This is a genomic window from Streptomyces spiralis (genome assembly GCF_014654675.1).
Taxonomy (GTDB): domain Bacteria; phylum Actinomycetota; class Actinomycetes; order Streptomycetales; family Streptomycetaceae; genus Streptomyces; species Streptomyces spiralis.
Map to the genome: position 1 here is coordinate 1 of NZ_BNBC01000055.1, position 14,184 is coordinate 14,184.

The window sequence follows — 14,184 nt, forward strand, 5'->3', positions numbered from 1 at the left end:
TCCGTCAAGCACAACGACCCGGTCGTGATGATCGAGGCGTACCGGCAGCTGGCCGCCCAGTGCGACTATCCGCTGCATCTGGGTGTCACGGAGGCCGGTCCGGCCTTCCAGGGCACCATCAAGTCGGCCGTCGCTTTCGGCGCGCTGCTCTCGCAGGGCATCGGCGACACCATCCGCGTCTCCCTGTCGGCCCCGCCCGTCGAGGAGGTCAAGGTCGGCCTCCAGATCCTCCAGTCGCTGGGGCTGCGCCAGCGCGGACTGGAGATCGTCTCCTGCCCGTCCTGCGGCCGCGCCCAGGTCGACGTCTACAAGCTCGCCGAGGAGGTCACGGCCGGGCTGACCGGTATGGAGGTGCCGCTGCGGGTCGCCGTCATGGGCTGTGTCGTCAACGGTCCCGGCGAGGCCCGTGAGGCCGACCTCGGGGTGGCCTCCGGCAACGGCAAGGGGCAGATCTTCGTGAAGGGCGAGGTCATCAAGACCGTCCCCGAGGCGAAGATCGTGGAGACCCTGATCGAGGAGGCCATGAAGATCGCCGAGCAGATGGAGGCCGACGGCGTGGCCTCCGGCGAGCCGGAGGTCTCGGTCGCGGGCTGACCCCCGTACACGGCTGCGGGCCGAGCCAGATGCACGGCTGCGGGCTGAGCCCCGTACCGCGCACCGGCCCGGGTCCGCGCTCCCGAGATGCTCACTCCTCCCGCACGCGGCTCGTCGGGTCCTCCACCGGAGCGTCCTCCTGGACGGAGCCGGGCGCGGCCCGGTCCGGGGTGGCCGGACTGGTGAACGGCGACTGCGGGGGCGGCGGCGGACTCACGTCGCCGGGAGCGCCCGCGCCGGTCGCCGGCAGCCGCAGCGCGAGCAGGGCCGCGTCGTCGCCGCTGGGCCTCACGCGCTCCAGCAGCGCGTCGCAGAAGTCGTCCACCGTCTTCTCGGTCAGCCGCCGGGCCAGCACCGACGCGTGGTGGCGGAGCGTGGCCATGCCCAGGTCGATGGGCCGGCCGCGGCTCTCCACCAGACCGTCGGTGTAGAGCAGCAGCGTGGACTCGGGCGGAAGGTACTCGTACGCGTCCGGCCAGCTCAGGCCCAGGTGCAGGGTGGCGCTCATCCCGATCAGCGGGCCGTGCCCGGCGGTCAGGAACCGGGTGTCGCCGTCCCGGGTGACCAGCAGCGGCGGCGGATGCCCGGCGTTGACCCAGTTCAGCCGCCACGGGCCGCCCTCGGGACCCTCGATCCGCGCGAAGACGAGCGTGGCCATGGGCGCGTCACTCGTGTTCGTCACCGCCTCGTCCAGGCGGCACATGATCAGACTGGGCGGCTTCTGGTGGTCCCACGCCAGGGCGCGCAGCATGTTGCGCACCTCCGCCATGTGCGCGGCGGCCTTCAGATCGTGGCCGACCACGTCGCCGATCACCAGGGCCATCACGCCCTCGGCGAGCAGGAACGCGTCGTACCAGTCGCCGCCGATCTCCATGGCGCTCTGCGCGGGCAGATAGCGGGCCGCCATCCGCAGATGGTCCACCTGCGGGAGCGGCGCCAGCAGCTGGCGCTGCATGGTCTCGGCGACGTTGCGCTGCTCCTGGTAGAGCCGGGTGTTGTCCAGCACCAGCCCCACCCGGCGCCCGATGTCGGCGAGCAGCCGGATCTCGGCCTTGGCCGGGGCGGGCGAGTCCTCGGCGCGCCCCACGGTCAGCATCCCGTAGCGGTTCCGGCGGGCGCACAGCGGCACCACCACGGCCGAGTGGCCGCCGAGCCGTTCGAACAGCTTCCCGTGCGTCGCGGCGAGCGGGGCCTGTGGATCCAGCAGCTCCTCGGCGGTCAGCACCACGGGCTCGTCGGCGGCGATGAGGCGCTCCACCGCCTCACGGGAGGCGGAGGACAGCAGCGGCAGCGACCCCTCCAGCCGCCGGGCCCGGCGCGGATGCCCGGGAGAGAGGACGGCGACCCGCTCCAGCGTCCCGGACCGCTCGGAGCACAGGGCCACCGACGCCCAGTCGCCCAGCCCCGGGACCAGCACCCGCAGCAGCCGGCGCATCCTCCCGGAGGCGTCCAGGGTCGACATCAGCACCGAGGAGACGTCCGCCAGCAGGTTCAGCCGGGCCGTCAGCTCCTCCAGGGCCGCGGTGTGGGCGGCGGCCTGCTCCTCGGCCGCGCGATACATGCTGAAGTCGTTGAAGACGACCACCAGCCCGGCCCGGCGGCCCTGGATCAGCAGGGGAGTGGTCGTCCAGATGATCGGCACGGTCGTGCCGTCGGCGCGCAGGAAGAACTCCTCGCTGCCCTGCTGGGCGGACCGGCCGTCCTCCAGCGGGATCCGCATCAGGCATTCCTCGCGCGGCACCGGGCTGCCGTCCAGGCGCCGGTGCAGCAGCTCGTGGGCGTCCTCGCCGAGCATCCGCTCCGCCGGCCGGTCCAGCAGCCGCTCGGCCCACGGGTTCGCGTACGTGATGCGGCCCTCGGGGTCGATGGTGAGGACGCCGGTGCCCAGGTCGTGCAGGACCGCGAGGGGGAAGTCGGGCTCCAGTGCCGCGCTCGCCGCGCTCATGGCCCCACCCCTTCGTCGTCCCGGACCGTCGTCCGGCGAGATGCCACCGTGATCACCGCAATCCGCAAGCCGCGCCTGACCAAGCCTGCGCCTGAGGAACGCATACCCAAAACAGGATGAACTGCTACATTCCAGGGCCAGTGGCCCCGGCATTCATGGGGGGCAGCGCCGCTCGGATTCGCCAGGTACAGTGCGGAGATCAGCGGAACCCCAGCATGAGGCCCCCACACGTGTTGACCCAGACCACCTCACGGGTGCTCGAACCGAGCGACCTGGACGCCGCGCTCGCCGTCCTCGACCGCGAGCCGGTCGCGAACGCCTTCGTGCGCTCCCGGGTCCAGGTCGCCGGCCTCGACCCGTGGCGGCTCGGCGGTGAGATGTGGGGCTGGTACGAGGACGGCATGCTGACGTCCCTGTGTTACGCGGGCGCCAACCTCGTCCCGATCTGCGCCACCCCGCGCGCCGTACGCGCCTTCGCCGACCGCGCCCGGCGCACCGGCCGCCGCTGCTCCTCCATCGTCGGCCCCGCCGAACCCACCACCCAGCTGTGGCGGCTGCTGGAACCCAGCTGGGGGCCCGCCCGCGAGGTGCGCGCCCACCAGCCGCTGATGGTCACCGATCGCATGCCGGCCGACATCGCCCCGGACCCCCTGGTCCGCCGCGTCCGCAAGGACGAGATGGAGACGATCATGCCGGCCTGCGTGGCGATGTTCACCGAGGAGGTCGGCGTCTCCCCGCTCGCCGGTGACGGCGGCCTGCTCTACCAGGCCCGGGTCGCCGAACTCGTCGGCTCCGGCCGCTCCTTCGCCCGCCTCGACGAGCACGGCAAGGTCGTGTTCAAGGCGGAGATCGGCGCGGCGACCGACCGGGCCTGCCAGATCCAGGGCGTCTGGGTCGCGCCGGAGTACCGGGGACGGGGCCTCGCGGCCCCCGGCATGGCGGCGGTGCTGCGCTACGCCCTGGCCGACGTCGCCCCGGTGGTCAGCCTCTACGTCAACGACTTCAACACGGCCGCCCGGCGGACGTATCTGCGCGTGGGCTTCCAGGAGGTCGGGGCGTTCATGAGCGTGCTGTTCTGAACCGAGGCTGCCTGCACCCGCCGTTCCGGCCGCGGCTCTCCGTGCCTGCGGTTCCGGCCGCGGCTTCCTGCGCCCGCTGTTCCGGCCGTGCGTCGCCGCGCTGTTCTGGGGCCGGTGCGAGCCGGGTAGTCTCCCCGGCATGGTGCACTTTCCCGGTCACGGCCTCCACCGCCCCGACGACGTCGTGATCGGACCGCTCGACCTCCCGGCCCGCGTCGACGAGGCGCTCGCCGTGCAGGCCGTCGCCTTCGGACTCGGTCCCGACGAGGTCGCCGTACGCCGCCAGATCGTGCTGCGCCACATGACCTGCCGGGGCGCCCGCGCGCTGGGCGCCACCACCGCCGACGGGCGGCTCGCCGGATTCGTCTACGGAATGCCCAACGACCGCACCCACTGGTGGTCCACCGTCGTCGAACCGTATCTGCGCGCCCGCGGTCACGAGGACTGGCTCGACGACTCCTTCGTCATCACCGAGCTGCACGTCCACCCCCGGCACCAGAACCGCGGCATCGGCCGCGCCCTGATCACCGCCATCACCGACACCGCCGACGAGCCCCGCTCGATCCTCTCCGCGATCGACACCGACAGCCCGGCCCGCGGCCTCTACCACTCCCTGGGCTACGTGGACCTGGCCCGGCAGGTCTTCTTCCCCAGCGCGCCGAAGCCCTACGCCGTGATGGGCGCCCCGCTGCCGCTGCGCCGCCGGACGGGCGGTCGCGGCTAAACGGATTTCCACCGCCGCAGCCCACCCGGCTAACCTCCTAGCCATCACCTTCCCCCACTCCGGGCACCGCTCGAGCGGGGGGACCCGCATCCGGCAGGAGTACGAGAACGATGGCGAACGCACCGGTCCAGCGCATGTCCCAGTTGATGGCGAAGACTCTGCGCGACGACCCGGCGGACGCCGAGGTCCTCAGCCACAAGCTGCTGGTCCGCGCCGGTTACGTCCGCCGCACCGCCGCGGGCGTCTGGAGCTGGCTGCCGCTGGGCAAGAAGGTCCTGGCGAACGTCGAGCGGATCGTCCGCGAGGAGATGGACGCGATCGGCGCGCAGGAGGTGCTGCTGCCGGCCCTGCTGCCCCGGGAGCCGTACGAGGCGACCGGCCGCTGGGACGAGTACGGCGGCGAGCTGTTCCGCCTGAAGGACCGCAAGGGCGGCGACTACCTCCTCGGCCCCACCCACGAGGAGATCTTCACCCTGCTGGTGAAGGACCAGGCGTCCTCCTACAAGGACCTGCCGGTCATCCTCTACCAGATCCAGAACAAGTACCGGGACGAGGCCCGGCCCCGCGCCGGCATCCTGCGCGGCCGCGAGTTCCTGATGAAGGACTCCTACTCCTTCGACCTCGCCGACGAGGGCCTCGCCGAGTCCTACGCCCTGCACCGCCAGGCCTACCAGCGCGTCTTCGCGCGTCTCGGCCTGGACTACCGCATCGTCGCGGCCACCGCGGGCGCGATGGGCGGCTCGAAGTCCGAGGAGTTCCTCGCCCCGGCCGAGGCCGGTGAGGACGTCTTCGCCGACTGCCCGAACGGCGACTTCGCCGCCAACACCGAGGCGATCACGTACGAGGTGAAGCCGGTCGACGCCTCCGGCGTGCCCGCTGCCGAGGACATCCCGACCCCCGACACCCCCACCATCGAGACCCTGGCCGCCTCCCTCGGCGTCCCCGCCTCCGCGACCCTGAAGAACCTTCTGGTCAAGGTGGACGGCGAGATCGTCGCCGTCGGCGTGCCCGGCGACCGCGAGGTCGACATGGGCAAGCTCGAGGCGCACTTCGCCCCGGCCGTGGTCGAGATGGTCACCGAGGAGGACTTCGTCGGCCGCCCCGACCTGGTCCGCGGCTACGTCGGCCCGCAGGGCCTGGCCAAGGTGAAGTACATCGCCGACCCGCGCGTCGCGCCGGGCACCGCGTGGATCACCGGCGCCAACAAGGAGCACACGCACGCCAAGAACGTGGTCGCCGGGCGGGACTTCGAGGTCGACGAGTACGTGGACGTCGTGGTCGTGCGCGACGGCGACCCCTGCCCGAAGTGCGGCACCGGCCTCAAGCTCGACCGCGCCATCGAGATCGGCCACATCTTCCAGCTCGGCCGCAAGTACACCGACGCCCTCAAGCTCGACGTCCTCGGCCAGAACGGCAAGCCCGTCCGGGTCACCATGGGCTCCTACGGCATCGGCGTCTCCCGCGCGGTCGCGGCGCTCGCCGAGCAGCACGCCGACGAGCACGGCCTGGTCTGGCCGAAGGAGGTCGCCCCGGCCGATGTGCACGTGGTCGCCGCGGGCAAGGCCCTGCAGACCGAGCTGGCGCTCGAGGTGTCGCAGAAGCTGGCCGCCGCCGGCGTCCGCGTCCTCGTCGACGACCGCGCCGGTGTCTCCCCGGGCGTGAAGTTCACCGACGCCGAGCTGATCGGCGTCCCGCAGATCCTGGTGGCCGGCCGGCGCGCGGGCGAGGGCGTCGTGGAACTGAAGGACCGCCGCACCGGCGAACGCGAGGAACTCCCGGTGGCCGAGGCGATCGCCCGCCTCACGGCCTGACGGCTCCGCCGCGTCGGGCGACCGGTGCCGCCGCGGGCAGGTCCCGCAGCGGCACCGGCCCCGGACTCACAGCCAGGACGCGAACTCCAGCAGGAGTTCCGCGTCCTTCCGGCGTCCCACCCGGCGGGCCCGCACCCCCGACTCCACCGCCCGGAACAGCGTCCACCCCCGCAGCCGGTCCCGGTCGACCTCCAGGGACTCGGCCAGCCGCTTGATCCGGCGCCGGGTGGTGGCCGCCCCGGACGGTGAGGCGATCAGGTCCTCCACCCGGTCGCGGACCAGCCGCGCCAGGTCGAAGGCGGTCTCCCCGACCACCGGATCGGGCCCCACGGCCAGCCACGGCATCCGGTCCCCGGCCAGCACCTTGCTCTGCCGGAACGTGCCGTGCAGCAGCAGCCGCTCGGGCGGCGCCGCCAGCAGCTCGTCGCGGGCCGCGAGCGCCGCGTCGACCAGCGGTGCGACCTCGTCGTCCGTCCGCGCGCTCGTGCGCATCGCCCCGGCCTGCCGCCCGGTCCGCTCCTCGACCGTCTCGAAGGAGTGCGCCAGTTCGCCCGCCGGGGGCTCCACCCACAGCCGCCGCAGTGTGCCCGCCGCTTCCAGCAGCGCCCGCGCCTCCGGCAGCGACCGCACCGAGACGTCCGGGTGCAGCCGCTCCAGCAGCAGCGCCCCCTCGCCCAGGTCCGCCGCCAGGAGTTGTACGGCGCCCCGCCCGGCCCAGTGCGCCAGCGCGGCCCGCTCGCTCTCCGGGCGGGCCCGGGGCGGAGCCAGCTTCAGCACCGCGGGAGTCCCGTCCGCCGTGCGCACCAGGACCACCAGACTGCTGCGCCCGCCGGGCACCTGCACCCGCTCGGCGGTCAACTCGCCGGCCGCGACGGCCTGCCCCGCGAACTCGGGCAGCTTCTCCAACCAGTCGTCACCGTCCGGTGCCGTCTCACCGAGCGCCCGCACCAGCCGCTGCGGCGGTTCGAAAGCCATGCGCGAGTCGTTCCTTCCTGGACCGCGGTCCGCCACGCGTGGACGCGTGGACGTGTTTCCTGTCGCCGTGCGCCGGGGCGCCTCCTGCATCGCCGGTGTGCGCCGCCCGTCCGCCTCACCGCGCCGGGGTCGCCGACGGGCTGCCGGACGACGCCGTACCGGCCCCCGCCCGTTCGGCGAGACCAGGGAAGGCTACGCTCTCGCCGCGCCAGCGGACCGCCCGGACCGCCGCCTCCCGCAGCGCCCCGGCGGCCTCGCGCCGCCGCTCGCCGTCGCAGGCCCGCACCAGGTCGGAGTAGACCCCGGCCACCCGGTCCTCCAGCTCGGCGGCGAACCGGACGGCCGCGGCCGAGTCCGGCACCGGGAACGGCAGCGCGTAACCCGCCGCCGCGGCCACCGGCCGGGCGCCCAGGTCCCTCACCTCGCGCACCAGCGCGTCCCGCCGCGCCCGGTGGGCGTCGTACGCCGCCCGGGCGTCCGCGCGCCGCTCCCTGTGGATCCGGCCGCCGACCACGCCGTAGCCGTACACGGCCGCGTGCTCCGCGGCCAGCGCCGCCTGGAGTGCCTTGAGCTGCTGTTGCGTCGCCGTGCTCACTTGTCCCGGCCCCCGTCGTCCTCGTTCGTCAGCAGAAACGCGTGCGCCGCCCCGGCCGCCGCCACCGAGGCCAGCAGCCGCGCCGGCTCGCCCGGCACCTCCAGCAGCGCGGCCGTCCGCCGGTCGGCGAGCCACCTTTCGGCGGCGGCGAGTTCGGCGAGGGCGTCCTTCGGCTTCGCGGGCACCGCGGACGACGCCGCGGGGGTGCCGGAAGGCCCCTCGGACCCCTCCGCTCCGGCCGCCGCCTCGATCCCCTCCGTCCCGGAGGGCGCCGGCGGGGCCGTACCCGTCGGCGACGAGGCCGCGGGCGACTCCGGCCCCGCACCGCCGAAGGCGGCCACGTGCCGCACCACCTCCGCCCGCAGCGGCCGCAGCCGCTCCGCGAGCGCCGGATGCGCGGCGAGCACGGCGTCGTACCGCCGCACCAGCCCCTGGCTGTCCCGGGCCGCATCCGCGCGGACCCGGTCGGCGAGCGACGGACCGCTGCCCGCCCCGCCGGAGTCGTCGCCCCCGGCGGAACAGCCGACGAGGCCTCCGGCAGAGGAGCCCACGAGCAGGGCGCCTCCCGCCGCCGAGGCGAGCAGGCTCCTTCTGCGCGGCCCGGCGGCGGCGCGCGAGGGTGAGGGGAACGGCACGGCAGACGTCCTCGGGTGCGTACGGAACGGAGCAGGCAGGCCCTTGCCCGTGATCACCGTACCCGCGCACCCCACGGGCAGGACTCAGCGGCACCACCCCTGGCCAGGTGGACGGCAACACCCCTTCGAACCGGATACCCTTTGACCAGACACGCGACCATCCCACAACAGCACACGCGGCCGAGGAGTCACCCGGATGAGCACCACCCAGAGCGAGAGGCTGCGAGAACTGCTGGAACCGCTCGTCGCATCCCAGGGCCTGGATCTCGAAGAGATCGCCGTGGACTCCGTCGGACGCAAGCGTGTGCTGCGCGTCGTCGTCGACTCCGACACCGGGGCCGACCTGGACCAGATCGCCGATGTGAGCCGCGCGCTCTCGGCGAAGCTCGACGAGACGGACGCGATGGGCGAGGGGGAGTACACCCTCGAGGTCGGCACCCCGGGCGCGGAGCGCCTCCTCACCGAACACCGGCACTACCTGCGCGCCACCGGCCGGCTGGTGAATTTCCAGCTGACCGAGGGCGGCGAGCTGGTGGCCAGGATCCTGAAGGTCGACGACGAAGGCCTCGACCTCGAAGTGCCCGGAGTCAAGGGCCGCAAGGCCACCACCCGCAGACTCGGCTTCCCGGACGTGACCAGGGCGCGCGTGCAGGTCGAGTTCAACCGCAAGGACAAGAAGGACATGAAGGAAGAGGAGGAGGCGTAGCCGTGGACATCGACATGAGCGCCCTGCGGGGCTTGGTCCGGGAGAAGGAGATCTCCTTCGACCTGCTCGTCGAGGCGATCGAGTCGGCCCTCCTCATCGCCTACCACCGCACCGAGGGAAGCCGCCGCCACGCGCGCGTGGAGCTCAACCGGGAGACCGGGCATGTGACCGTGTGGGCGAAGGAGGACCCGGAGGACCTCGAGGAGGGGCAGGAGCCCCGCGAGTTCGACGACACCCCGTCCGGTTTCGGCCGTATCGCCGCCACCACCGCCAAGCAGGTCATCCTGCAGCGGCTGCGCGACGCCGAGGACGACGCGACGCTCGGCGAGTACGCCGGCCGCGAGGGCGACATCGTCACCGGCGTGGTCCAGCAGGGCCGCGACCCGAAGAACGTGCTCGTCGACATCGGCAGGCTGGAGGCCATCCTGCCGGTGCAGGAGCAGGTCCCCGGCGAGACCTACCCGCACGGCATGCGCCTGCGGTCGTACGTCGTCCGGGTGGCCAAGGGCGTGCGCGGTCCCTCGGTGACCCTCTCGCGTACGCACCCCAACCTGGTGAAGAAGCTCTTCGCGCTGGAGGTGCCGGAGATCGCGGACGGCTCCGTCGAGATCGCCGCGATCGCCCGTGAGGCCGGTCACCGTACGAAGATCGCCGTGCGCTCCACCCGCTCCGGTCTGAACGCCAAGGGCGCCTGCATCGGCCCCATGGGCGGCCGGGTGCGGAACGTCATGGGCGAGCTGAACGGCGAGAAGATCGACATCGTGGACTGGTCGGACGACCCCGCCGAGATGGTGGCGAACGCGCTGTCCCCGGCCCGGGTCTCCAAGGTGGAGGTCGTGGACATGGCGGCCCGGTCGGCCCGGGTGACCGTGCCGGACTACCAGCTGTCGCTGGCGATCGGCAAGGAGGGCCAGAACGCCCGCCTCGCGGCCCGGCTCACCGGGTGGCGCATCGACATCCGCCCGGACACCGAGCAGACCGCCGAGTAGAGCCGAAGATCGAGCTGTGCGGTCCGGGAATAGATCCGGACCGCACAGTGCTGACGTAGTCATAACAACAACCGTTCGATTCCTGCCCCAAAGGGGTGAGGTGCGTACGGGGAGGTAGACTTAGCGGTGTCTGGCCGGACCGAGGCCCGAGCATGCCCTGAGCGCACCTGTGTGGGGTGCCGGGAACGAGCGGCCAAGACGGATCTGCTGCGCATCGTGGCGATCAAGGACGCGTGCGTCCCTGATCCTCGCGGTACGCTGCCCGGCCGGGGTGCGTATGTACACCCCGCCCTGGTCTGTCTCGACCAGGCGGTGCGCCGCCGGGCGTTCACGCGGGCGTTGCGCGCCCCGGGAGCGCTCGACACAAAGGCGTTGCGCCGGTACGTCGAGCGGGCAACAGTTGCCGAGCAGGCAACACGGTAAGGAAGACGTGTCGCACGGAACCCCGTGCGGCCTGGTACCTCGCGAGTCGAAAGCAGGTCGAGATTGCGATGAGCACTCGATGAGTACGCGATGAGTACGCCCATGAACTAGCGACGGTCCGGCCGCAACCCGGACCTCAAAGGAGCGAAGTGGCTAAGGTCCGGGTCTACGAACTCGCCAAGGAGTTCGGTGTGGAGAGCAAGGTCGTCATGGCCAAGCTCCAGGAACTCGGTGAATTCGTCCGATCGGCGTCCTCGACGATCGAGGCGCCTGTAGTACGTAAACTGACTGACGCCTTCCAGCAGGGCAACGGTGGCGGCAGGTCCGCCGCGAAGCCGGGTGCCCCGAAGAAGGCCGCCCCCAGGCCCGCCGCGCCGTCCCCGGCGCAGGCGGCCCGTCCGGCTGCCCCGAAGCCGCCGGCCGCCCCCAAGCCCGCCGCGGCGCAGCCGCCGGCGGCTCCTGCTGCTCCCGCGCAGGCCCCCGGCCCGCGCCCGGTGCCGGGCCCCAAGCCCGCGCCGCGTCCGGCCCCGGCCGCGCCGACCACCCCGGAGTTCACCGCTCCGCCGTCGGCTCCGTCCCCGGCCGCCGCACAGGGTCCGCGCCCCGGCGCCCGTCCCGGTGCCCCCAAGCCCGGTACCGGCCGTCCCGGCGGCCAGGGCCAGGCTGCCCGTCCCGGCCAGGGCGCCCCGCGTCCCGGTGGCCAGGGCGCGCGTCCCGGTGCCCGTCCGGCCGGTCCGCGCCCGGGCAACAACCCCTTCACCTCCGGTGGCTCCACCGGCATGGCGCGCCCGCAGGCGCCCCGTCCGCAGGGCGCGCGGCCCGGCGGTCCCGGTGCCGGTCCCCGTCCGCAGGCGCCCGGCGCCCAGGGCGGCGGTCCGCGTCCGCAGGCTCCCGGTGGTCCGCGCCCGACTCCGGGCTCGATGCCCCGTCCGCAGGGCGGTCCGCGTCCCGGCCCGGCCGGTCCGCGTCCGAACCCCGGCATGATGCCGCAGCGTCCCGCTGCCGGCCCGCGCCCCGGCCCCGGTGGTCGCGGTCCGGGCGGTGCGGGCCGTCCCGGCGGTGCCGGTCGTCCCGGCGGCGGCGGCGGCTTCGCCGGCCGTCCCGGTGGTGGCGGCGGCGGTCGTCCGGGCGGTGGCGGCGGCTTCGCCGGCCGTCCCGGCGGCGGTGGCCCCGGTGGCGGCGGCTTCGGTGGCGGCGGTGGCCGTCCCGGCTTCGGCGGTCGTCCGGGTGGTCCCGGCGGCCGTGGTGGCACGCAGGGCGCCTTCGGCCGTCCCGGCGGTCCGGCCCGGCGTGGCCGCAAGTCGAAGCGGCAGCGCCGTCAGGAGTACGAGGCCATGCAGGCCCCGTCGGTCGGCGGCGTGATGCTGCCTCGCGGCAACGGCGAGACCATTCGCCTGTCGCGCGGTGCGTCGCTCACCGACTTCGCGGAGAAGATCAACGCCAACCCGGCGTCGCTCGTCGCGGTCATGATGAACCTGGGCGAGATGGTCACGGCCACGCAGTCCGTCTCCGACGAGACGCTGCAGCTCCTGGCCGGCGAGATGAACTACACCGTTCAGATCGTCAGCCCGGAGGAGGAGGACCGTGAGCTGCTCGAGTCCTTCGACATCGAGTTCGGCGAGGACGAGGGCACCGAGGAGGACCTGGTCGTCCGTCCGCCGGTGGTGACCGTCATGGGTCACGTCGACCACGGTAAGACCCGACTGCTCGACGCGATCCGCAAGACGAACGTCATCGCGGGCGAGGCCGGTGGCATCACCCAGCACATCGGTGCCTACCAGGTCGCGACCGAGGTCAACGGCGAGGACCGGGCGATCACCTTCATCGACACCCCGGGTCACGAGGCGTTCACCGCCATGCGTGCCCGCGGTGCGAAGTCGACGGACATCGCCATCCTGGTCGTCGCGGCCAACGACGGCGTCATGCCGCAGACGGTCGAGGCCCTGAACCACGCCAAGGCGGCCGACGTGCCGATCGTGGTCGCGGTCAACAAGATCGACGTCGAGGGCGCGGACCCGACCAAGGTGCGCGGTCAGCTGACCGAGTACGGCCTGGTGGCCGAGGAGTACGGCGGCGACACCATGTTCGTCGACATCTCCGCCAAGCAGGGTCTGTACATCGACAGCCTCCTGGAGGCCGTCGTCCTCACCGCGGACGCGGCGCTGGACCTGCGTGCGAACCCCAACCAGGACGCACAGGGCATCGCGATCGAGTCCCGCCTGGACCGCGGCCGTGGTGCCGTGTCCACGGTCCTCGTCCAGCGCGGCACGCTCCGCGTGGGCGACACCATGGTCGTCGGCGACGCCTACGGCCGAGTCCGCGCCATGCTCGACGACAACGGCAACAACGTCGCCGAGGCCGGCCCGTCGACGCCGGTCCAGGTCCTGGGCCTGACCAACGTCCCGGGTGCGGGTGACAACTTCCTCGTGGTCGAGGAGGACCGTACGGCCCGCCAGATCGCGGAGAAGCGCGCCGCCCGCGAGCGGAACGCCGCGTTCGCCAAGCGCACGCGCCGCGTGTCGCTGGAGGACCTGGACAAGGTGCTGAAGGCCGGCGAGGTCCAGCAGCTGAACCTGATCATCAAGGGCGACGCTTCTGGTTCGGTCGAGGCGCTGGAGTCCTCCCTGCTCCAGCTGGACGTCGGCGAAGAGGTCGACATCCGCGTCCTGCACCGCGGCGTCGGTGCGGTCACGGAGTCCGACATCGACCTGGCCATGGGCTCCGACGCGATCGTCATCGGCTTCAACGTCCGCGCTGCCGGACGTGCCCAGCAGATGGCGGAGCGCGAGGGCGTGGACGTCCGCTACTACTCGGTCATCTACCAGGCGATCGAGGAGATCGAGGCGGCCCTCAAGGGCATGCTCAAGCCGGAGTTCGAGGAGGTCGAGCTCGGCACGGCGGAGATCCGCGAGGTCTTCCGGTCGTCCAAGCTGGGCAACATCGCGGGTGTCCTCATCCGCTCCGGCGAGGTCAAGCGGAACACCAAGGCCCGCCTGCTGCGCGACGGCAAGGTCATCGCGGAGAACCTCACCATCGAGGGCCTGCGTCGCTTCAAGGACGACGTGACCGAGATCCGCGAAGGCTTCGAGGGTGGTATCAACCTCGGAAACTTCAACGACATCAAGGTCGACGACGTCATCGCGACGTACGAGATGCGCGAGAAGCCGCGGGCGTGACGCCCCGGCACCGGCCGGCCGGCGGAACCTGGTTCCGCCGGCCGGTCGGCCGTTGCCGGGGGCGGAAACCCCCCGGCAGCGGCCGCACCCACGGCGCCGAAACCCTCTCGAGCCATCGGCGGGTACGCGGTACCGTTTCTTGATGTCCCCGGCCGCACGGCTGAAGGGGCCATCGATCCCGTACCGGCGGGTGAACCGGTTACACACATGTACGTGGGGACTCTGTCCTTCGACCTGCTCCTCGGCGACGTCCACTCGCTGAAGGAGAAGCGTTCCGTCGTCCGCCCGATCGTCGCCGAGCTTCAGCGCAAGTACGCGGTGAGCGCGGCGGAGGTGGACCATCTGGACCTCTACCGGCGAGCGATCATCGGTCTCGCCGCGGTCTCCGGCGACGCGGCGCACCTCACAGACGTACTCGACCGATGCGAACGGCTGGTCGCCGGCCGCCCCGAGGTGGAGCTGCTGTCCGTACGGCGGCGCTTCCACGGCGAAGACGACTGACGACCAGACCACAGCACCATGACAGGAAAGA

General features: G+C 72.8%; 13 protein-coding genes. 9 read left to right on the top strand and 4 right to left on the bottom strand.

The features are described from left to right. Positions 1 to 594: flavodoxin-dependent (E)-4-hydroxy-3-methylbut-2-enyl-diphosphate synthase (locus IE318_RS37305; RefSeq protein WP_189907367.1), on the top strand; the 594-nt coding region annotated here is incomplete at its 5' end. A gap of 91 nt (positions 595 to 685) precedes the next feature. Here IE318_RS37305 and IE318_RS37310 read toward each other — a convergent pair. Next, a complete protein-coding gene (locus IE318_RS37310; protein WP_189907368.1) occupies positions 686 to 2,539 on the bottom strand; it encodes a SpoIIE family protein phosphatase in 1,854 nt (617 codons plus the stop codon). A gap of 230 nt (positions 2,540 to 2,769) precedes the next feature. On the opposite strand from IE318_RS37310, the gene IE318_RS37315 reads away from it, so the two are divergent. The 3 genes from IE318_RS37315 (at position 2,770) to IE318_RS37325 (ending at position 6,153) form a co-directional block, all read left to right on the top strand. After that, positions 2,770 to 3,618 carry a GNAT family N-acetyltransferase gene (locus IE318_RS37315; protein ID WP_189907369.1) on the top strand — a complete coding sequence of 283 codons (849 nt, stop codon included), beginning with the start codon at positions 2,770 to 2,772 and terminating at the stop codon, positions 3,616 to 3,618. Between the two features lie 139 nt (positions 3,619 to 3,757). Continuing rightward, entirely contained in the window at positions 3,758 to 4,342 is a 585-nt protein-coding gene (locus IE318_RS37320) for a GNAT family N-acetyltransferase (protein WP_030177519.1), read from the top strand. A 110-nt stretch (positions 4,343 to 4,452) separates the two neighbouring features. Beyond that, positions 4,453 to 6,153, top strand: coding sequence for a proline--tRNA ligase (locus IE318_RS37325; protein WP_030177517.1), 1,701 nt, complete (start codon positions 4,453 to 4,455; stop codon positions 6,151 to 6,153). A gap of 66 nt (positions 6,154 to 6,219) precedes the next feature. Here IE318_RS37325 and IE318_RS37330 read toward each other — a convergent pair whose 3' ends face one another. The 3 genes from IE318_RS37330 to IE318_RS37340 form a co-directional block, all read right to left on the bottom strand. Continuing rightward, positions 6,220 to 7,128 carry an aminoglycoside phosphotransferase family protein gene (locus IE318_RS37330; RefSeq protein WP_189907370.1) on the bottom strand — a complete coding sequence of 303 codons (909 nt, stop codon included), beginning with the start codon at positions 7,126 to 7,128 and terminating at the stop codon, positions 6,220 to 6,222. Positions 7,129 to 7,243: 115 nt separating this feature from the next. Continuing rightward, positions 7,244 to 7,723, bottom strand: a complete 480-nt coding sequence (locus IE318_RS37335) for a ferritin-like domain-containing protein (protein ID WP_189907371.1) — start codon at positions 7,721 to 7,723, stop codon at positions 7,244 to 7,246. Further along, positions 7,720 to 8,358: a hypothetical protein gene (locus tag IE318_RS37340; protein WP_189907372.1), complete on the bottom strand. Its 639-nt coding sequence runs from the start codon at positions 8,356 to 8,358 to the stop codon at positions 7,720 to 7,722. The genes IE318_RS37335 and IE318_RS37340 overlap by 4 nt, the downstream gene beginning before the upstream one ends. Positions 8,359 to 8,554: 196 nt before the next feature. Between IE318_RS37340 and rimP the strand changes: the two genes are divergently transcribed. The 5 genes from rimP to IE318_RS37365 all read left to right on the top strand — a co-directional run bounded on the left by rimP (position 8,555) and on the right by IE318_RS37365 (position 14,153). Continuing rightward, positions 8,555 to 9,064 carry a ribosome maturation factor RimP gene (rimP, locus tag IE318_RS37345; protein ID WP_189907373.1) on the top strand — a complete coding sequence of 170 codons (510 nt, stop codon included), beginning with the start codon at positions 8,555 to 8,557 and terminating at the stop codon, positions 9,062 to 9,064. 2 nt (positions 9,065 to 9,066) lie between these two features. Next, positions 9,067 to 10,053: a transcription termination factor NusA gene (nusA, locus tag IE318_RS37350; protein WP_030177510.1), complete on the top strand. Its 987-nt coding sequence runs from the start codon at positions 9,067 to 9,069 to the stop codon at positions 10,051 to 10,053. Between the two features lie 126 nt (positions 10,054 to 10,179). Next, positions 10,180 to 10,476 (top strand): YlxR family protein, encoded by a 297-nt coding sequence (locus IE318_RS37355; RefSeq protein ID WP_078917310.1) that lies wholly within the window; start codon positions 10,180 to 10,182, stop codon positions 10,474 to 10,476. Positions 10,477 to 10,625: 149 nt separating this feature from the next. Further along, positions 10,626 to 13,652, top strand: a complete 3,027-nt coding sequence (gene infB, locus IE318_RS37360; protein ID WP_189907374.1) for a translation initiation factor IF-2 — start codon at positions 10,626 to 10,628, stop codon at positions 13,650 to 13,652. Positions 13,653 to 13,859: 207 nt separating this feature from the next. Continuing rightward, positions 13,860 to 14,153, top strand: coding sequence for a DUF503 domain-containing protein (locus tag IE318_RS37365; protein ID WP_030177508.1), 294 nt, complete (start codon positions 13,860 to 13,862; stop codon positions 14,151 to 14,153). Positions 14,154 to 14,184 lie beyond the last annotated feature (31 nt).

Excerpts from the sequence above, each read along its gene's own strand:
- IE318_RS37310 (WP_189907368.1), bottom strand. The coding sequence starts at position 2,539 with ATGAGCGCGGCGAGCGCGGCACTGGAGCCCGACTTCCCCCTCGCGGTC.
- IE318_RS37320 (WP_030177519.1), top strand. The coding sequence starts at position 3,758 with ATGGTGCACTTTCCCGGTCACGGCCTCCACCGCCCCGACGACGTCGTG.
- IE318_RS37325 (WP_030177517.1), top strand. The coding sequence starts at position 4,453 with ATGGCGAACGCACCGGTCCAGCGCATGTCCCAGTTGATGGCGAAGACT.
- IE318_RS37330 (WP_189907370.1), bottom strand. The coding sequence starts at position 7,128 with ATGGCTTTCGAACCGCCGCAGCGGCTGGTGCGGGCGCTCGGTGAGACG.
- rimP (WP_189907373.1), top strand. The coding sequence starts at position 8,555 with ATGAGCACCACCCAGAGCGAGAGGCTGCGAGAACTGCTGGAACCGCTC.
- IE318_RS37365 (WP_030177508.1), top strand. The coding sequence starts at position 13,860 with ATGTACGTGGGGACTCTGTCCTTCGACCTGCTCCTCGGCGACGTCCAC.